The following is a 16,343-nucleotide window of genomic DNA, read 5'->3' as shown; positions in this document are numbered from 1 at the left end:
TTCAGGCGAGCGCGCTCGGCGCGGCCACCGGCTGGATGTCACCGGGGCGTTCCCCGCTGCTGCGGACCCGCATCATGATCGGACGCTCCACCAGCACCCAGCTCAGCCATGCCAAGCCGAAGGTGATGAGGGCGGTGATGGCAAGGTAAGCGGGAAACCCGAGGCTCAACGCCCCCGCGACGACGGTGAGTTGCTGCACCGGCCACGCGTAGATGTAGAAGCCGTACGACACGTCGTTTCGGGCGATCCAGCCGGGCTGCGGAATCACCGTCGACAGGAACAGCAGGGCGTACGCAAGCGCGGGCGCGGCGAGCTGACCCCCCACGGTGGGCACGAAGACCATGAGCGCGCCGGCGATGGGGATGCAGGCGATGCCCACGCGTCGGTCCAGGCCCCAACGGTCGACGACCATGTAGATGAGGGCGCCCCCGGCGAAGAACGGGAACAGACGCGCCATCTGCGCGAAGTCGTCGTCCAGCCCGCCCATGATCCCGGCCCCGGTGATGACCCGCAGCAGAACGCCGAGGACCCAGACGATTCCGACCGCGACCACAGACCGGCGGTAGATTGCGAGAAAGCCCAGGACCCAGGTGATCGAGTAGCAGAAGAACTCGAAGTAGAGGGTCCAGAGCGAGCCGTTCCACGCATCCGGATAGGGGATGCCCGTCAGCGTCGCCCCGATGCTGTACTGCTTCACGTACAGCGCGATGTTGCCCCACACGTACTGGAGCGGGGTCGGTGCGGTGCTGAGGAATCCATCCAGATCGCCCTGGCTCATGACGAGCGCGACCGGTGCGAACACGAACGCCGTGACGACCAGGCAGGCGAGGAACGCGGGGAAGATACGGGCGATCCGGTGCACGAGATACGACCCGGCGGACGTGCGGAATCGACTGCGCGTGATCAGGAAGCCGCTGATGACGAAGAAGCCCGACACCGCCCATCCGCCGAGATGCTCGCCGTTGAAGCTGGGGTTGCCGTCCATGCCCGCGAGGTAGAACGCGTGTGCGTACAGCACAAGGGCCGCAAGCACGAGTCGGAAGAGATTCAGGCTGTTGCGCCGGTACGGGAACGGTGCCCTGAGCGCAGAGGTCACTTCAGGAGATTTCGCGACGACATCTCCGCCAGCGAACGCTCGTATCCGCCTGCCTCCACGGGCTCGGTGCGAACCCATTCGACGAACTGCGCGACGCCACGGTCGAAGGTCACCGACGGCGTGAACCCGAGCCGCTCCTTCAGCCGGGTCGTGTCGGCGACGTTGTGGCGGATGTCTCCGAGTCGATAGTTACCCGAGACGCGAGTAGGGACGGTGGTTCCGAACGCCGCGAACAGAGCCTCGACGACCTGATGGACCGTGGTGGGCACGCCGGAACCGACATTGAAGATGCCGCCTGCGGCGGCGGCGCTCGTCGCTGCGAGGTAGGTGGCCTCGACGACGTCGTCGATGAAGACGAAGTCCCGCGATTCGAGTCCGTCCTCGAAGATGTTGATGTCCTTGCCCTGGCGGATCAGGGTGGAGAAGATCGACAGGATGCCCGTGTACGGGTTCTTCAGCGACTGGCCGGGGCCGTAGACGTTCTGGTAGCGAAGCGCGACAGCCTCGATTCCGAGGGTGGGCGCGACGGTCAGGACGAGAGATTCCTGCATCTGCTTCGTGATGCCGTACACCGAGGAGGGGTGCAGTTTCGCCGTCTCGTCGGTGGGGACGACCTCGAGAGGCCCTTCGCCCAGCATGTGCACGTCGAAGTCTCCGGCCGCCATGGCGGCGTCCTCGCGGTGCGGCGGATGAACGATCCTGCCGTCTTCGGTGCGGTAGGAGCCCTCTCCGTAGATGGAACGCGAGGACGCCACGACGATCCGATGCACGGAGTTGTCCTCGTTCGCCAGGATGTCGAGGAGCTTCGCGGTGCCGCCGACGTTGGTCTCCGTGTAGCGATCGATCTCGTACATCGATTGGCCCGTGCCGGTCTCCGCAGCGAGATGGACGACCACGGTCGCATCGGACAGTGCCTGTCGCAGATGAGACTTCTCCGTCACGGAGCCCTCGATCACCTCCGCAACGCCGTCGAGCGAGGCGAGGAGCGGGGACGTGGTTGCGGGGTCGTCACCGTGCACCTGCGGAATCAGCGCGTCCAGCACCGTCACCGAGTGACCGTCGTCGGCGAAGCGTCGTGCGAGTCGGGTTCCGATGAAACCGGCGCCGCCGGTGATGAGGACGTGTTCAGGCATCGGGTCTCCAGGTGGCTGAAAGCGGGATGGCACCACGAAGGACGGGGACGGTCACGGTGCGAAAACGTGGGCCAGCGCTGAGTCTAGCCCGGCGCGCGAACGGTGCCGGAGGAGCGCAGGGATCTCCGTCGCCGCATGCAGGCGGGAAAGGATGCGCAGGCGCGCCGTGCGGGCGGTACGGCGCCAGCCCCGCTTGTCCGCCGCTTCGGCGGCATCCCGGTAGAAGCGCCGTTCATCACGGAACCGGGAGCCATCGACCAAGGTCCGCTGCGAGGCGGACCCTCCGTACCGGCGATAGGAGAACGCCGTGGTCGGGGTGAAGGCGAGCGAGCCGTCGGCGAACGCGATGTCCATGAGGACAGCCAGGTCCTGGATGATGGGCAGCCCGTCGCGGAACGGCGTGGCGCGGAGCGTCTGCGTCCGGAAGGCGAGTGCCGGCCAGTAGAGCCAATCGCCCCGGATGAGGCTCGTCGCCATGCGCTCTCCCCGCAGGACGGCGATGCCGGCGCCGCGCGGTGTCAGGATCTTCTGCTTCACGCGGTCGGCCAAAGGGAGGATCTCGTGGCCGTGCTCATCGATGACCGTCACTCCGGGTGCGATCACGTCCGCATCCGGAACGGCGCGTGCGACGCGCTTCACGACCTCCACGTAGTTCGGGTGCAGGAGATCATCGCATCCGAGCAGGACGAGGTGGTCGGAGGTGGATCTCCGCACCGCCTCCCGGTAGTTCTCGGTGATACCGATGTTGACCGGGTGGCGGACGTAGGAGATTCGCGGGTCGTCGAGCGACTCCACCCAGCGACCGGGCGCGACGTCGGGGTAATGGTCATCGAGCACGGTCAGCCGCCAGTCGCCGTCCGATTGTGCCAGGACCGAGTTCACGGTCTGAGTGAACAGCTCCGGCGGTCCCCAGAAGGGGATGAAGATCTCGAGGGTAGTCATCGGCTCCAGCGTACGGAGGATCCGACCTCTTGTTCGGCCCGACCCTGGGTGGATTCCCACGTGCGCCCCTGTATCATCGAGCGCTGGTGTGTCAGGAACGTAGAAATGAGAGCATCCGATGAGTGACAGTGCTCTCCGACGTTACGAGCGGCTGTCCGCGCTCCCGCTGAAGCAGGTGTCCTCGACGCAGACGCTGTTTCGTGGATTCGGTCGTTCGATCAGCGAGGTCGCCAGCCAGCGGCAGCTCCTCGGACGGCTCATCCGACGCGATATCAAGGCGCGGTACAAGGACAGCGTCCTCGGCCTTCTCTGGACCCTCATCAATCCCATCGTGCAGCTGACGGTCTACTACGTCGTGATGGGTCAGTTCCTGGGTGCCGCGCGGGGCATCGAGAACTTCGCCATCTATGTGTTCTCCGGCTTGACGATCTACGGGCTCTTCAGCGAGACGTTGTCCAGTTCGACCGCATCGGTCGTGACGAACGCGGGTCTGGTCAAGAAGGTCTACGTGCCACGGGAGGTCTTCCCGCTCTCCGCGCTGGGATCGTCCCTCTTCACCTTCTCGGTGCAGCTGTGCGTGCTTCTCGTCGGATGCATCGTCCTGGGGGCCGCTCCGTTCACCCCCGGTCTGCTCTACTTCATCCCGTCGGTGCTCTTGATCGTGGTCTACGCGCTCGCCCTGGGCCTTCTGCTCTCCGCGCTCAACGTCTACCTCCGTGACGTCCAGTACCTGACTCAGGTGCTCTTGATGCTCGCGATGTGGGCGTCGCCCATCGTCTACGGCTGGACGATGGTGAACGACGTCTTCGACCGCTTCGGGTTCCCCGCCTGGCTGCTCGAGGTGTACACGAACAATCCGCTCACATTGGCCGTCCTCGGGTTCCACCGGGCTTTCTGGATCGACGGAACGCCGGCCGACTACCCCGCAGATCTGTCGCTGCGGATGATCATCGCTCTGCTCGTGGGCGCCGCGCTCGTCTGGGTCTGCCAGCGCGTCTTCGCTCGTCTGCAGGGCAACTTCGCACAGGAGCTGTGACGTGACGACGAGCAATGACAACGGCAACGTCCAAGAGACGGTCGGTCCTGACGTCGTTCTGGTGGAGAACGTCTCCAAACACTTCGTGATCCGCAAGGACAACTCGCTCAAAGAGCGCGTCGTCACACTCGGGCGCCGGGGCCGGACCCACCGCGAGATCTTCGACAGTCTCCGCGACGTCTCGCTGCGCATTCCTGCAGGCACCACGATCGGTCTGATGGGTCCGAACGGATCCGGCAAGAGCACACTGCTCAAGATCATCGGCGGCATCATCGAGCCGTCCCAAGGGCGTGTCCTCCGGCGCGGGCGGATGGCTGCGCTGCTCGAGCTCGGCGCGGGTTTCCACCCCGATCTGTCCGGGCGCGACAACGTGTACCTCAACGCCGCGTTGCTCGGTCTGAGCAAGACCGAGACCGACGCGCAGTTCGACAGCATCGTCGCCTTCTCCGAAATCGGGGAGTTCATCGACACGCAGGTGAAGTTCTATTCGTCCGGCATGTACGTCCGACTCGCCTTCGCCGTCGCCGTCCACACGGACCCCGACCTCCTGCTCGTCGACGAGGTGCTCGCCGTCGGGGATGAGGCATTCCAGCGAAAGTGCATGGACAAGATCCATCAGTTCCAGCGTGAAGGCCGGACGATCATCCTGGTCTCGCATTCCGCGGACCAGGTGATGGAGATCTGCGATCAGGGTGTCGTCCTGGGCAATGGCGAGATCGCCTTCATCGGGAGCGCAGCGGATGCCACGCGCGTTCACCGCGAGATCCTGGAGGGGCGTCGGAAGGAGATCCTGGACTCCGCGGCCGCGGACGAGGAAGAAGCGCCGGCGCAACGCCCCACGATCAGCGATGTCCGGATCGTCGGTCGGGGATCGTCCGACGACGTGATTCCCGGTGAGGACCTCGTCATCGAAGTCGCGGCCGATTTCCCGTTCCCCGTCGAGCGGTGGCAGTCGAGCATCAGCATCGACACGCCCCACGGTCAGCTGGTCTTCGGCACCGGGACGCGCCGCCTGGACGCGCCGCACGGGCCTACGGCGGCCGGGCCCGCCACCGTGCGCTACACCATCCCGAGTTTGAACATCGCAGGCGGGCAGTACTTCGTCAACGTCAAGATCGCCGACGAAGATGAGGGGGAGTACGACATCCGCTGGCAGGCGCTCACCTTCTTCGTCCCGCTGGAGTTCCGTCAGACCGGCACCATCTACGCGAAGCCGCGTGTCCAGAGCAACTGACCGGTGAGCCCGGTGTGTCGCCCTCGCCGGTCAGACGCCGGGCCCCGCGACGCTCGTGGCCCGCACCCAGGCGAGCTGTGCACGTAGGCCGCTCTCGAGATCGAAGCGTGGACGCCAGCCGAGGTCACGGGTGATGGCGGAGATGTCGGCGCCGGTGCGCAGCACGTCTCCCGCGGCCCGGGCCTGCCGATCGATGACGAGATCGTGGTCCACGAGACGGCGAACGACGTCGAGCACCTCGTTCACGGAGTGACTGCCTCCTCCGGAGACGTTGTAGACCGATCCCGCAGCGACCTCGAGCGTGCCCGCTCGCACCACCGCGTCCACGATGTCGTCCACGTAGGTGAAGTCCCGCACCTGCTCACCGGTTCCATAGAGCGTGATGGGCGTCGCCTCGACGGCGGCGCGCAGGAACCTCGTGAACGCCATGTCGGGACGTTGTCCTGGCCCGTAGACCGTGAAGAAGCGCAGTGACACGGTATGCAAACCGAAGTCGGCGGCGTACAACCGGCACAGGTGCTCGGCGGCGAGCTTCGTGACCCCATAGGGGCTGCGCGGACGGGGACTGGCTGTCTCCCCGGTGGGGTAGGACTCGGCATCACCGTAGATCGAGGAGGAGGACGCGTAGACGAGCCGAGGCGGTCGCGGCAGGCTCCTCATGGCCTCGAGCAGCTTCTGCGTCGCGGCGATGTTCGCGTCGATGTACTCCTGGAACTCCTCGCCCCACGATCGACGCACGCCGGGCTGCCCGGCGAGATGGAAGACGACGTCGACACCATCGAGTAGCTCGGGCAGATTCGATGAGTTGATGTCCGCCCGCAGGAACGTGAAAGCGGGGTGCGACAGGGCATCCAGATTCGAGCGCTTCAGGGAAGGATCGTAGTAGTCCGTCAGGCTGTCGATGCCGATGACGACTTGCCCATCGGCCAGGAGGCGGCGCACCAGAGTGCTTCCGATGAAACCGGCGGCGCCGGTGACTAGCATGCTCATACGACCTCGATTCGGTCTACCAGCCTACCGGCGGTGCGCACGCACGGCGACGAGCCCGGCCCGGCCGCAGTGGTCGTCGAGCCGTGTCCTGTCGGTACGCTAGAGAGTCCGCGCGGCCGCCGGGCCGAGGGAGAAGGTCATCATGTCCGTGTGCGTATACACCGTCCTATTGGGCGGATACGATGCGCTGCTCGCGCAGCCGGTGCGAGCTGAGAGCGACGCGGACTTCATCTGCTTCACGGACGACCCCGACCTGACCAGTGACACATGGCGCATCGAGCTCGTCGATCCTCGATTCCCGCAGGACATCCACCGCAGCTCTCGGGTCGTCAAGATCCTCGGTGATCCGCGTCTGGAGCAGTACGAAGCGACGCTCTGCATCGACGCCACGGTGCGGCTGAAGAGTCGGCCGGAGGACATCCTCGCTGAGTGGCTCGGTGACGGCACCGACATGGCGCTGGCGCAACACAGCTTCCGCGAGACCGTCCTGGATGAGTTCGACGAGGTCGTCCGGCTCAACTACGACGATCGGGCGCGTGTCCACGAGCAGCTCATCGACTATTCGATCGCGTATCCGGAGGTCCTCGATGCGCGTCCGCACTGGGGCGGGATGATCGCACGGCGTCGAACGCCCGCTGTCGCGGGTGCGATGCGCCTCTGGTTCGATCATGTGCTGCGGTACTCCCGGCGCGACCAGCTCTCGCTCATGGTCGCCCTCCTGCACGGCGGAGCGACCTACCGCAGCATCGAACTCGACAACTACGTGTCGACGCATCACGAGTGGCCCGTCCTGGTCTCGCGCAAGATCGCTCTGGGTAAGGCGGCGGCGTTGCCGACCGGCCCGATGGTCGCGGAGCTGCGTCGTGCGCACGCACGGATCGCGGAGTTGGAGGCGACGCTCGCGGAACGCGATCCGGCGACGATCGAGGAGATGCGCGCGCATCACGCGCAGCTCGAGACCCGGATCGAGGAGGGGGACGCCGACCGCGAACAGCTCGCCGACATCATCGAGCAGATGCGGGGCGAGGTGCGCGAACGGGATCGGCGACTCGCGGACCTGGACACGCGCCGGGGCGCGTTCGCCAACGCGCGTGAGGTGCTGTTCCGCAAGGAGCGCTGAGCGATCGTCTCTAGGGGGCAGCGGCGACGGCGAGACGGTCGTCGAGCTGCTTCTCCAGCCACGGCCGAATGGCGAAGACGGCAGTCGTCGTCAGATGCGCGTTGAGGTCCTGATAGACGATCGTGTTGCCGATCACCTGGGGGCAGTCGTCTGCTCCGCACAGGACCGCGGTCGGGTCGATCGGAGCGAGGCCGAGTTCGGTCGCGATCGGGCCCACACGATCCGGCGGCAGTTGCAGCGCCTCCTCGCGAGGCACCGTGCAGAGGGACGCCGCCGCAGCATCGCCGCCGCTGTCGTCGATGCAGCGATATGCGGTCTCGGTGACGGACGGCACATCGACGATGGGGACGAGTGGCACTCCGCCTTCGACCAGCGTGCGCCAGTACGCGTGGACGTCCTCTGACGGAGTCTGCGAGGAGCGGTAACTCGAGACGAGGACGAGGTCGTACTCGCCGTCGAGCAAGCGTTGCGCGAACATCTCGCCGTCTGCGCAGCCCTCGCGGAACGCGTCGTCGCAGGAGACGCCGACGAAAGTGTCGAGTCGCCACCCGCGTTCCTCCGCGATGCCGCGGAGAGCGGGGAGGTACATCGCCGCGTGGGAGTCGCCTGCGACCGCGACGCGCGTCGGTGCGTCCGCATCACCGTACGAACAGGAGTGTCCCTCGGTGTGCGTGAGGTCGAAGCAGTCGTACATCCCCGACTTGTCCTCCAGGCGCGTCGCGACGCTCGGCACCAGAGCTGCGCCGGGATCGACCGCCATTCCCGCCGACCAGTTCTCCGACGCAGCCGCCGGCTGGGGTGCGGGGGCACGGAGGGCGACCATGCCGGCTCCCGCAACGGCGACCACGGCGACGATGGACACGGCCGCCGGGATGAAGCCGCGCCACCACGGCGTTGCCCACATCCGGCCGAATCGGAAGGGATCCTCGACCGTGATCTTAGACAGAGCCGCAAGGGCGATCGCGGCGGCGATGACGGCGATCTTGACCGCCGCCGAAAGGGGGCCGATCACCGTCGTGAGGATCACGATGAGCGGCCAGTGCCACAGGTACACGCCATAGGAGATATCGCCCAGGTACGTCACCGGTCGCAGGCGCGCAAGGGCCGTGGGCGCGAACACGCGTCCAGAATCGCCCGCCGCGAGGCAGGCGACCGTTGCGAGGACGGGGATCAGGGCGATCCAGCCGGGGAACGGGGCGTCGGTCGGCAGCAGAACCATCGTCGCGACGATGCCTGCGTACCCGATCCACGCGGCCGAGACCCTGACGAGCACACCGCGACGGCTGCGCGGTGACGGCTCCCTCGTGGACGGCACGAAGAACGCGACGAGTCCGCCCGCGGCGAACTCCCACGCTCGCGTGGTCGTCGCGAAGTAGGCGAGTCCGGGATCCTTCGGCGTGAGCAGCACCGAGTACGCGAGGGACGCGACGAAGACGGCAGCGATGATGGCGAGGGCGTACCGCCGCACCCGCGTCGCGACGACGGCGGCATCGCTCGGTGCCGCCCGCCCCGGTCGGCGTGCGAAGGCGATGGCGACGAGCAGGAGGAGCGGCCACACGATGTAGAACTGCTCTTCGACCGAGAGCGACCAGAAATGCTGCGTCGGGGGCGGCGTGTCATCGCGGGTGAGGTAGTTGACCGAGTCGGCGGCGAGCAGCCAGTTCTGTCCGTAGAGAGCGGACGCTATCGCGTTGCGCAGTGTCGACGTCCACGACGACGCCGGCATGAAGAGGAAGGCGGCGACGACGGTGGCGAGCAGCACGACGCCGGCGAGAGGGAGCAGGCGGCGCGCGCGTTTGGCCCAGAAGCGCCCGATGTGGAAACCGGTGGGCCTCTGGGCGCTCGTCAGGAGGTGCGACGTGATGAGGAAGCCCGAGACGACGAAGAACACATCGACGCCGACGAAGCCTCCGGGCAGTCGTGTCGGCCAGAGATGGTAGATCAGTACTCCGAGCACGGCGAAGGCACGCAACACCTGGATGTCCGGTCGAGGCAGCGCGCCTTCCGGACGGCTGAGCCGATGAGACATGACGCGATATCCTAACCCGACAGTCATCGCTCGCCACGTGATGACGCGTGCGAAGAGTGCGATAACAACCTCCACTCTCCGGGAAGGCAAGTCAGCTCCATGGATCTCCTCATCGTCGGCTCCGGTTTCTTCGGCCTCACCATCGCGGAACGCGCCGCCGCCGCGGGGCGGAAGGTGACCGTCATCGACCGGCGTCACCACATCGGCGGCAACGCCTACACGGAGGACGACCCGGCCACGGGAATCGAGGTGCACAAGTACGGCGCGCACCTGTTCCACACCTCGAACGCGACCGTGTGGGAGTACGTCAACCGGTTCACGGCCTTCACGAACTACGTGCACCGCGTCTACACGACGCACAAGGGCGTCGTGTTCCCCCTGCCCATCAATCTCGGCACCATCAATCAGTTCTTCCAGTCCGCGTACACGCCCGACGAGGCTCGGGCGCTGGTCCACGAGCTGGCGGGGGAGTTCGATCCCAAGAAGGCGCAGAACCTCGAGGAGCGCGGCGTCGGACTGATCGGGCGTCCCCTCTACGAGGCGTTCATCCGGGACTACACCGCGAAGCAGTGGCAGACCGATCCCACCGACCTCCCGGCCGAGATCATCTCGCGCCTGCCCGTGCGTTACACGTACGACAACCGCTACTTCAACGACACCTGGGAGGGCCTGCCCGTCGACGGGTACACCGCGTGGCTGGAGCGGATGGCCGATCACCCGAACATCGACGTGAAGCTGAACGTCGACTACTTCGATGCGTCGCAGCCGTTGAACAAGTCCGCCACCGTCGGGCAGGTCCCGGTCGTCTACACCGGTCCGGTCGACCGGTACTTCGATTTCGCCGCGGGGGAGCTCTCGTGGCGCACGCTCGACTTCGAGCAGGAGGTCCTCGACATCGGCGACTTCCAGGGCACCAGCGTCATGAACTACGCCGATGCGGATGTCCCGTACACCCGCATCCACGAGTTCAAGCACTTCCACCCGGAGCGCGCGGACCGCTACCCGACAGACAAGACCGTGATCGTGCGGGAGTTCTCCCGGTTCGCGACGAAGGACGACGAGCCCTACTACCCGGTCAACACCCCCGACGACCGCGCCGGCGTCCTCGCCTACCGCGATCTGCAGCGCGGCGAGAAGGACGTGCACTTCGGCGGGCGCCTCGGGACGTACCAGTACCTCGACATGCACATGGCGATCGGCTCCGCGCTCTCGATGTGGAACAACCACCTCGCCTGACTGGGCGCCCCTAGACTTACGAGGATGACCACAGCCGCCGTCGGCGCGCCGGGGACCCCCCGCCGCTATCTCCACTCGCTGTGGCTGCTGTCCGCGCGGGATCTGCGCGTGCGCTACTCGACGAGCGCTCTCGGCTACCTCTGGTCGGTTCTCGACCCGCTCGTCATGAGCGGCATCTACTGGTTCGTCTTCACGCAGGTCTTCGGGCGCGGCGTCGGCGAGGAACCGTACATCGTCTTCCTCATCACGGCGCTGCTGCCCTGGGTGTGGTTCAACTCCGCCGTCACCGACTTCACCCGTGCGTTCAACAAGGACGCCCGGCTCGTGCGGTCCACGGCGATCCCGCGGTCCATCTGGGTGAACCGCATCGTCCTCAGCAAGGGCATCGAGTTCCTGTTCTCGTTGCCCGTCCTGGCGTTGTTCGCCGTCTTCTCCGGGGCGACCGTCGGATGGGGCCTCCTGCTCTTCCCGGTCGCCGTCATCCTGCAGGTGGCGCTGCTGGTCGGCCTCGGCCTCATCGTCGCTCCGTTGTGCGTGCTCTGGGGCGATCTCGAGCGCACCACGCGCCTCATCCTCCGGGCGCTCTTCTACGCCTCGCCCATCATCTACGGCGTCGCCGACCTGCCCGGGGGGTTCCGTGACATCGCGGCGTTCAACCCGCTGGCGGGCATCTTCACGCTGTACCGGGCCGGCTTCTTCCCGGACCAGTGGGACACGCTCTCGGTGGTGGTCGGCGCGGTGGTGAGCCTGCTCGTCCTGGCTCTCGGGCTCGTCGTCTTCCGCCGCCTCGAGCGTCCCGTTCTGAAGGAGCTGTGATGACCGAGAGCCCGGCCATCGTCGTGCGCGAGCTCGGCGTCCGCTTCCGCCGCAACCGGCGCGGACGCCGGAGCCTGAAGGATCTCTTCGGCGGCGCCTCCCGGCGTTCGCGGCCGAACGAGTTCTGGGCGTTGCGCGACGTCTCGTTCTCGGTGCAGCGCGGGGAGTCGATCGGGGTCGTGGGGCGCAACGGGCAGGGCAAGTCCACGCTGCTGAAGCTCGTGGCCGGGGTGCTGCTCCCGGATGAGGGCCGGGTAACGGTGAACGGCGGGGTCGCGCCCCTCATCGAGATCACCGGAGGCTTCGTAGGGGATCTCACGGTGCGCGAGAACGTGCGCCTCACCTCGGGGCTCCACGGCATGAGCCGCGCCGAGGTCACCCGTCGTTTCGACGGCATCATCGACTTCGCCGAGCTGCACGACTTCGTCGACACGCCCTACAAGCACCTGTCGAACGGGATGAAGGTGCGCCTCGCCTTCGCCGTGGTCTCGCAGCTCGAGGAGCCCGTCCTCCTGGTCGACGAGGTGCTCGCCGTCGGCGACAAGGCGTTCCGCGAGAAGTGCTACCGGCGCATCGACGAGCTGCTCGCCGAGGGGCGCACGCTGTTCTTCGTCAGTCACAACGAGAAGGACCTGCGCCGCTTCTGCACCCGGGGCCTCTACCTCGACAAGGGCGCTCTCGCTCTCGATGCCCCCATCGCCGAGGTGCTCGATCGGTACAACTCGGACTACGCCGCCAGCTGAGGCGCGGACGCTCGGTTGTGATCGCGATCGCGCCGTCGGGTAAGGTCGTGCCGCTATGTCCTCACCCTCGCTGACGCCGACCGCTCGGCATGGATGGATGGACGTGCTGCGCGGCGTAGCGATTCTCGGCGTGCTGCTGGTGCATTCGGTGAACCTCGCCTCGATGCTCTCCGACGTCAAGACACCGCAGCTTCTGGACGATGTGAACGCAGCGCTGCTTCCCTACCGGATGCCGATGCTCTTCATCCTGTCCGGCATGTTGTTGTCGCGCTCGTTGCGGAAGTCGCGTTCGGTCTACTACCTGGGCAAGCTGCGCAACCTCGTCTGGCCCTACCTCGTGTGGGTGAGCATCTACTGGCTCGTGACGTGGCCCCCGGTTGCGCCTGCCTGGTACGAGTGGTTCGCGACGAGTTGGCTCTGGTACTTGAGCTACCTCACCCTGTACTTCTTGGTGGCGCCGCTTCTTACGCGAGTGCCCGTGTGGGTTGTGCCGATTCTCGCCTGGGCCGTCTCGCACGTGGCGCCGGATCCGGTGATCACCGATCTGTTCCTCTACGCCGGGTACTTCTTCGCGGGGAGCGCGATCTGGCAGTACCGCTCATGGGCATTGCGCCTGGACCGACTGGTGTGGGTGATCGTGGGTGCTGTGGCAGCCATCGCGCTTTCGGCCGCCTACATCGCCCAGCAGCACGGTGCGGTCTTCCTCGTGCCGCTGCGTCGGGAAGAGTTGATGTACGCGCCGCTCACGGTGATCGGAATCGGCGGGCTCATCCTCATCGCACGGCGCCTGCCGTCGGGCGCGACCCGGCTCGTGTCGTATCTGGGGCGGAACTCGATCGTGTTCTACCTCGTCCACTTCCCGGTGCAGATCCTCATCGCCCAGATGCTCGCCGTGCTGGCGCTGCGTCAGTGGCAGCTGCACGTCGGACTCGGCGTGATCATTCCCTTCCTTCTGGGCGTGCTGCTCGTACGCTGGCGGCGCCACCGCGTCGTCGACGCGTTCTTCGCCCTCCCGCGCGTGAGGTGGCGTCGGGCCTACACCGCCGGCTGACTCTCCACCAGCGGGGGCATGGGCTGCCACGTGCGGTCGCGCGCGATGACACGGCCGTCGCGGAGTCCGCGGAACAGGTTGCTCGCGCCCTTGAGCTTGCGCTCGACCACGACGAGCCGGATGAGCTCCTTGACGAAGGTCAGAGCGGTGCCGGCGCCGAAGAGGACCGGGTTGTACGCACCGAGGCTCCGGTAGTAGCGCTTGATGTGGGCGCGGTTGCGCATGATGTAGTAGCGGTAGGCATCGCTCGAGGCGTTCATGTGCCGGATGCCCATGTCCCACTGCTTGATCTCGCGTGTGCGTCGCAGCACGAACTCGTCGACGATGACGGAGGTCGTGAGGCGGGAGGCGAGCCACCCGTACAGCTGGTCGTCCCAGTAGATGAAGAACCGCGGGTCGGGGAGACCGATCTTCGCCACGATGTCGCGATGGATGAACATGCCCTCGAAGCAGCCGGAGTTCATCTCCTTGTAGCCCGAGGCCCCGAAGCCGGACGGAGCGAAGGGGATGGGGATCCCCATCCGATCGGCGATGCGGTACTGCCAGTAGAACTCGCTGCCGTCGTAGTCGTAACGGCGGCCCTGGATGCTCTTGAAGCGGGGCGCCCACGCGCCCATGCGTGCGAGCCCGTCGGGGAGGACCTCGACGTCGTCGTCCATGAGCCACATCCACGTCGAACCGAGCTCGTAAGCCACGCGCATACCCTCGCTGAACCCGCCGGAGCCTCCGGTGTTCGTCTCGAGGCGGCGGTACACCAGCTCGGTGCCGAGCTTCTCGCGCCAGGACTCCACGACGGCGGTGGTGTCGTCGGTGGAGGCGTTGTCGACGATCACGACGTGCCCCGGCTTCGGGTCCATCGCGCCGATGCTGGTCAGCAGGCGCGTGAGCAGGGCCGATCGGTTGTACGTCACGACCGCGATCGTGGCGGTCGCCGGATCGAACGCCGCGGCATCCGTGTTCGCGCCGGTCGTCATGAGTTCTCCTCGAAGGTCGTCCGCCACTGCTCGCGAGCAGACAGCTCCGGTGCGGCGGCACGGTAGTCGCGCGACAAGCGATCCCACTGGCGACGGAGTCGCCGGTGGAGTCGCACGCTGTCGATGAGCATGCGCCGGAACGCCGCCCGGTCGCGTACGTAGATGTTCTTGCCGGCGCCGTTGGCCGCGCTCACGAGCGCGCTGTCGACCCGCGGGACGCGCCACCAGTGCGCGTCCTCCTTGCCGAACTCCACCTCGGGGACGGTGATTCCGGCGGGGTCGGTGCCGCGGAGCCAGTGCGATGCCAGGGTCGAGAGGGTGAACCAGCGCAGGCGCCAGCCGGTGGGGTTGTCGAGGTCGTGCACGTTGCGTCGCAACGCGAAGACCTGGCGTCCGCGGCGCGAACGCAGCGGGACGCCGGAGTCCTTGTGCACCACCGTCTCGGGGAAGCTCGCCGCCAGCGCACGCGCCTCCGGCATCGCCGTGGCGAGCGTGCGGCGCATGTGCGCGGGGCCCGAGAGGATGTCGCGGAGCGCCCGGTGGCGCAGCGCCACCGGGTAGTACTGCATCATCATGAGGTGCTTCAGGTCGACCCGACGGCTGTGGCGCAGCAGCGTGCCGCCGTCGGGTGCGCGCGAGTGCAGGAGCCCCGACACGATCCGGTTGCGCGCGTGGAAGTAGGCCTGCCAGTCGATCGAGTCGTCCTTGCCCACCCAGGAGACGTGCCAGAGCGCGACGCCCGGCATCGAGACCGTGGGGTAGCCGGCTTCGCGCGCGCGGATCGAGTACTCCGCGTCGTCCCATTTGATGAAGGCCGGCAGTGCCAGGCCGATCTCGCGGATGATGTCGACGGGGATGAGGCACATCCACCAGCCGTTGTAGTCGGCGTCGAGGCGCTGATGCATCATCGGGGTCTGCCGGAGGTTCGCGACGCTGAAATCGTGCGGCAGCTCCTCCTGGTAGAGCGCACGCCACATGAACGGCTGCTCGTCGATGACCTCGGCCCAGGCGTGCAGCTTGGGGCGGTCGAGCAGATCGAACATGTGCGCGCCGACGATCGTGGGCGTGGAGGCGTACCGACCGAAAACGATCGAGCGACGCACCGATTCCGGCTCGATGCGCACGTCGTCGTCGAGCAGCTGAACGAAGTCGCTGTCGGGGCGGTCGAGGGTCTCGCTCATGGCCCGGGCGAAGCCGCCGGAGCCGCCGAGGTTTCCCTGCGTGATGATCTGGAGCGTGTCGCCGAGCGCGGTCGACACGGCGTCGTACCCGGGTTCCGCGTCCACGCGCTCTGTGCCCTGGTCGATGACGAACACCCGGTCGATCAACTCGAGCACGTCCTCCGCCTCGGCGAGGGCCGACAGCGTGCCGATGCAGTAGTCGGGCTTGTTGTAGGTCGTGATCCCGATCGACGCCTTGCCGGTGCGGACGGGCGCCTGCTCGGTCGTCCACTCGGCCCCCTCGAAGATCGCGGCCTTCTCGTCGGCGGCGATGTCGAACCAGATCCAGCCGCCGTCGCTGTACTGATCGAGCGTCAGGGCGAAGTCCGACGTCGCGGAGCCCTCGACCTCGCGCGTCTCGAGACGCTGCTTGGTGCCGCTGCCGTTCGACCGGTAGACGAGGATGGTCGCCGGTCCCGTCGTCCGCACGGTGAGGCGCACCTGCCGGACGCCGGTCCAGTGCTGCCAGTACGAGGCGGGGAATCCGTTGAAGTACGTGCCGAACGACACGCGTCGACCGGCGACGACGCGCGCGCGGGTCCGGCCGAGGATGTTCCCGAGCTGCGCCCGGCTGGAGACCCGCACGGGTTCCTCGTCGATGACCGACCAGGTCTCGGGGTCGGCGTACAGGGGGAGGAGATCGGGGTCGCGTTCGGTGGGGAACACGACTTTCTGCAGCACGTACGTCACGTAGGGAACTCCGGTTCGTTCGGCGGTCGAGCC

General features: G+C 66.8%; 14 protein-coding genes. 7 read left to right on the top strand and 7 right to left on the bottom strand.

The window, feature by feature from the left end; genetic code table 11:
• Position 1: 1 nt before the first annotated feature.
• Genes AB0N73_RS07465 through AB0N73_RS07455 form a run of 3 tightly spaced genes read right to left on the bottom strand, consistent with a single transcriptional unit; the run spans position 2 to position 3,171 of the window.
• A complete protein-coding gene (locus tag AB0N73_RS07465; RefSeq protein ID WP_363561962.1) occupies positions 2 to 1,096 on the bottom strand; it encodes an acyltransferase in 1,095 nt (364 codons plus the stop codon).
• Positions 1,093 to 2,229 carry an NAD-dependent epimerase/dehydratase family protein gene (locus AB0N73_RS07460; protein WP_363561960.1) on the bottom strand — a complete coding sequence of 379 codons (1,137 nt, stop codon included), beginning with the start codon at positions 2,227 to 2,229 and terminating at the stop codon, positions 1,093 to 1,095. The genes AB0N73_RS07465 and AB0N73_RS07460 overlap by 4 nt, the downstream gene beginning before the upstream one ends.
• 51 nt (positions 2,230 to 2,280) lie before the next feature.
• Complete coding sequence (locus tag AB0N73_RS07455) at positions 2,281 to 3,171, bottom strand: glycosyltransferase (protein WP_363561958.1); 891 nt, start codon at positions 3,169 to 3,171, stop codon at positions 2,281 to 2,283.
• Between the two features lie 118 nt (positions 3,172 to 3,289).
• Here AB0N73_RS07455 and AB0N73_RS07450 point away from each other — a divergent pair, with 118 nt between their 5' ends.
• Both AB0N73_RS07450 and AB0N73_RS07445 read left to right on the top strand, forming a co-directional pair.
• Complete coding sequence (locus AB0N73_RS07450; protein ID WP_363561956.1) at positions 3,290 to 4,207, top strand: ABC transporter permease; 918 nt, start codon at positions 3,290 to 3,292, stop codon at positions 4,205 to 4,207.
• Between the two features lies 1 nt (position 4,208).
• Entirely contained in the window at positions 4,209 to 5,441 is a 1,233-nt protein-coding gene (locus tag AB0N73_RS07445; RefSeq protein ID WP_363561954.1) for an ABC transporter ATP-binding protein, read from the top strand.
• A gap of 30 nt (positions 5,442 to 5,471) precedes the next feature.
• Here the strand turns inward: AB0N73_RS07445 and AB0N73_RS07440 are convergent, their stop codons facing one another.
• Positions 5,472 to 6,431 (bottom strand): NAD-dependent epimerase/dehydratase family protein, encoded by a 960-nt coding sequence (locus tag AB0N73_RS07440; protein WP_363561952.1) that lies wholly within the window; start codon positions 6,429 to 6,431, stop codon positions 5,472 to 5,474.
• A 142-nt stretch (positions 6,432 to 6,573) separates the two neighbouring features.
• Between AB0N73_RS07440 and AB0N73_RS07435 the strand changes: the two genes are divergently transcribed.
• Positions 6,574 to 7,551, top strand: coding sequence for a glycosyltransferase domain-containing protein (locus AB0N73_RS07435; RefSeq protein ID WP_363561950.1), 978 nt, complete (start codon positions 6,574 to 6,576; stop codon positions 7,549 to 7,551).
• A 10-nt stretch (positions 7,552 to 7,561) separates the two neighbouring features.
• Here the strand turns inward: AB0N73_RS07435 and AB0N73_RS07430 are convergent, their stop codons facing one another.
• Positions 7,562 to 9,580, bottom strand: a complete 2,019-nt coding sequence (locus AB0N73_RS07430) for an acyltransferase family protein (RefSeq protein ID WP_363561948.1) — start codon at positions 9,578 to 9,580, stop codon at positions 7,562 to 7,564.
• Between the two features lie 99 nt (positions 9,581 to 9,679).
• On the opposite strand from AB0N73_RS07430, the gene glf reads away from it, so the two are divergent.
• From glf to AB0N73_RS07410, 4 genes are read left to right on the top strand one after another with little or no spacing between them, the layout of a single operon-like run.
• Positions 9,680 to 10,816 (top strand): UDP-galactopyranose mutase, encoded by a 1,137-nt coding sequence (glf, locus tag AB0N73_RS07425; RefSeq protein ID WP_363561946.1) that lies wholly within the window; start codon positions 9,680 to 9,682, stop codon positions 10,814 to 10,816.
• A 24-nt stretch (positions 10,817 to 10,840) separates the two neighbouring features.
• The gene (locus AB0N73_RS07420; protein WP_363561944.1) at positions 10,841 to 11,632 is read left to right on the top strand and encodes an ABC transporter permease; all 792 of its coding nucleotides are present in this window, start codon (positions 10,841 to 10,843) and stop codon (positions 11,630 to 11,632) included.
• A complete protein-coding gene (locus AB0N73_RS07415; protein ID WP_363561942.1) occupies positions 11,632 to 12,375 on the top strand; it encodes an ABC transporter ATP-binding protein in 744 nt (247 codons plus the stop codon). The genes AB0N73_RS07420 and AB0N73_RS07415 overlap by 1 nt, the downstream gene beginning before the upstream one ends.
• 55 nt (positions 12,376 to 12,430) lie before the next feature.
• Positions 12,431 to 13,426 (top strand): acyltransferase, encoded by a 996-nt coding sequence (locus AB0N73_RS07410; RefSeq protein ID WP_363561940.1) that lies wholly within the window; start codon positions 12,431 to 12,433, stop codon positions 13,424 to 13,426.
• Here the strand turns inward: AB0N73_RS07410 and AB0N73_RS07405 are convergent.
• Positions 13,411 to 14,400 (bottom strand): glycosyltransferase, encoded by a 990-nt coding sequence (locus tag AB0N73_RS07405; protein ID WP_363561938.1) that lies wholly within the window; start codon positions 14,398 to 14,400, stop codon positions 13,411 to 13,413. The two genes, AB0N73_RS07410 and AB0N73_RS07405, sit on opposite strands and share 16 nt — an antisense overlap.
• Complete coding sequence (locus AB0N73_RS07400; protein WP_363561936.1) at positions 14,397 to 16,301, bottom strand: glycosyltransferase; 1,905 nt, start codon at positions 16,299 to 16,301, stop codon at positions 14,397 to 14,399. The genes AB0N73_RS07405 and AB0N73_RS07400 overlap by 4 nt, the downstream gene beginning before the upstream one ends.
• Positions 16,302 to 16,343: the final 42 nt, after the last annotated feature.

The sequence above is a fragment of the Microbacterium sp. NPDC089189 genome (assembly GCF_040685095.1).
GTDB lineage: Bacteria > Actinomycetota > Actinomycetes > Actinomycetales > Microbacteriaceae > Microbacterium.
This window is presented reverse-complemented; position numbering and strand designations above follow the sequence as displayed.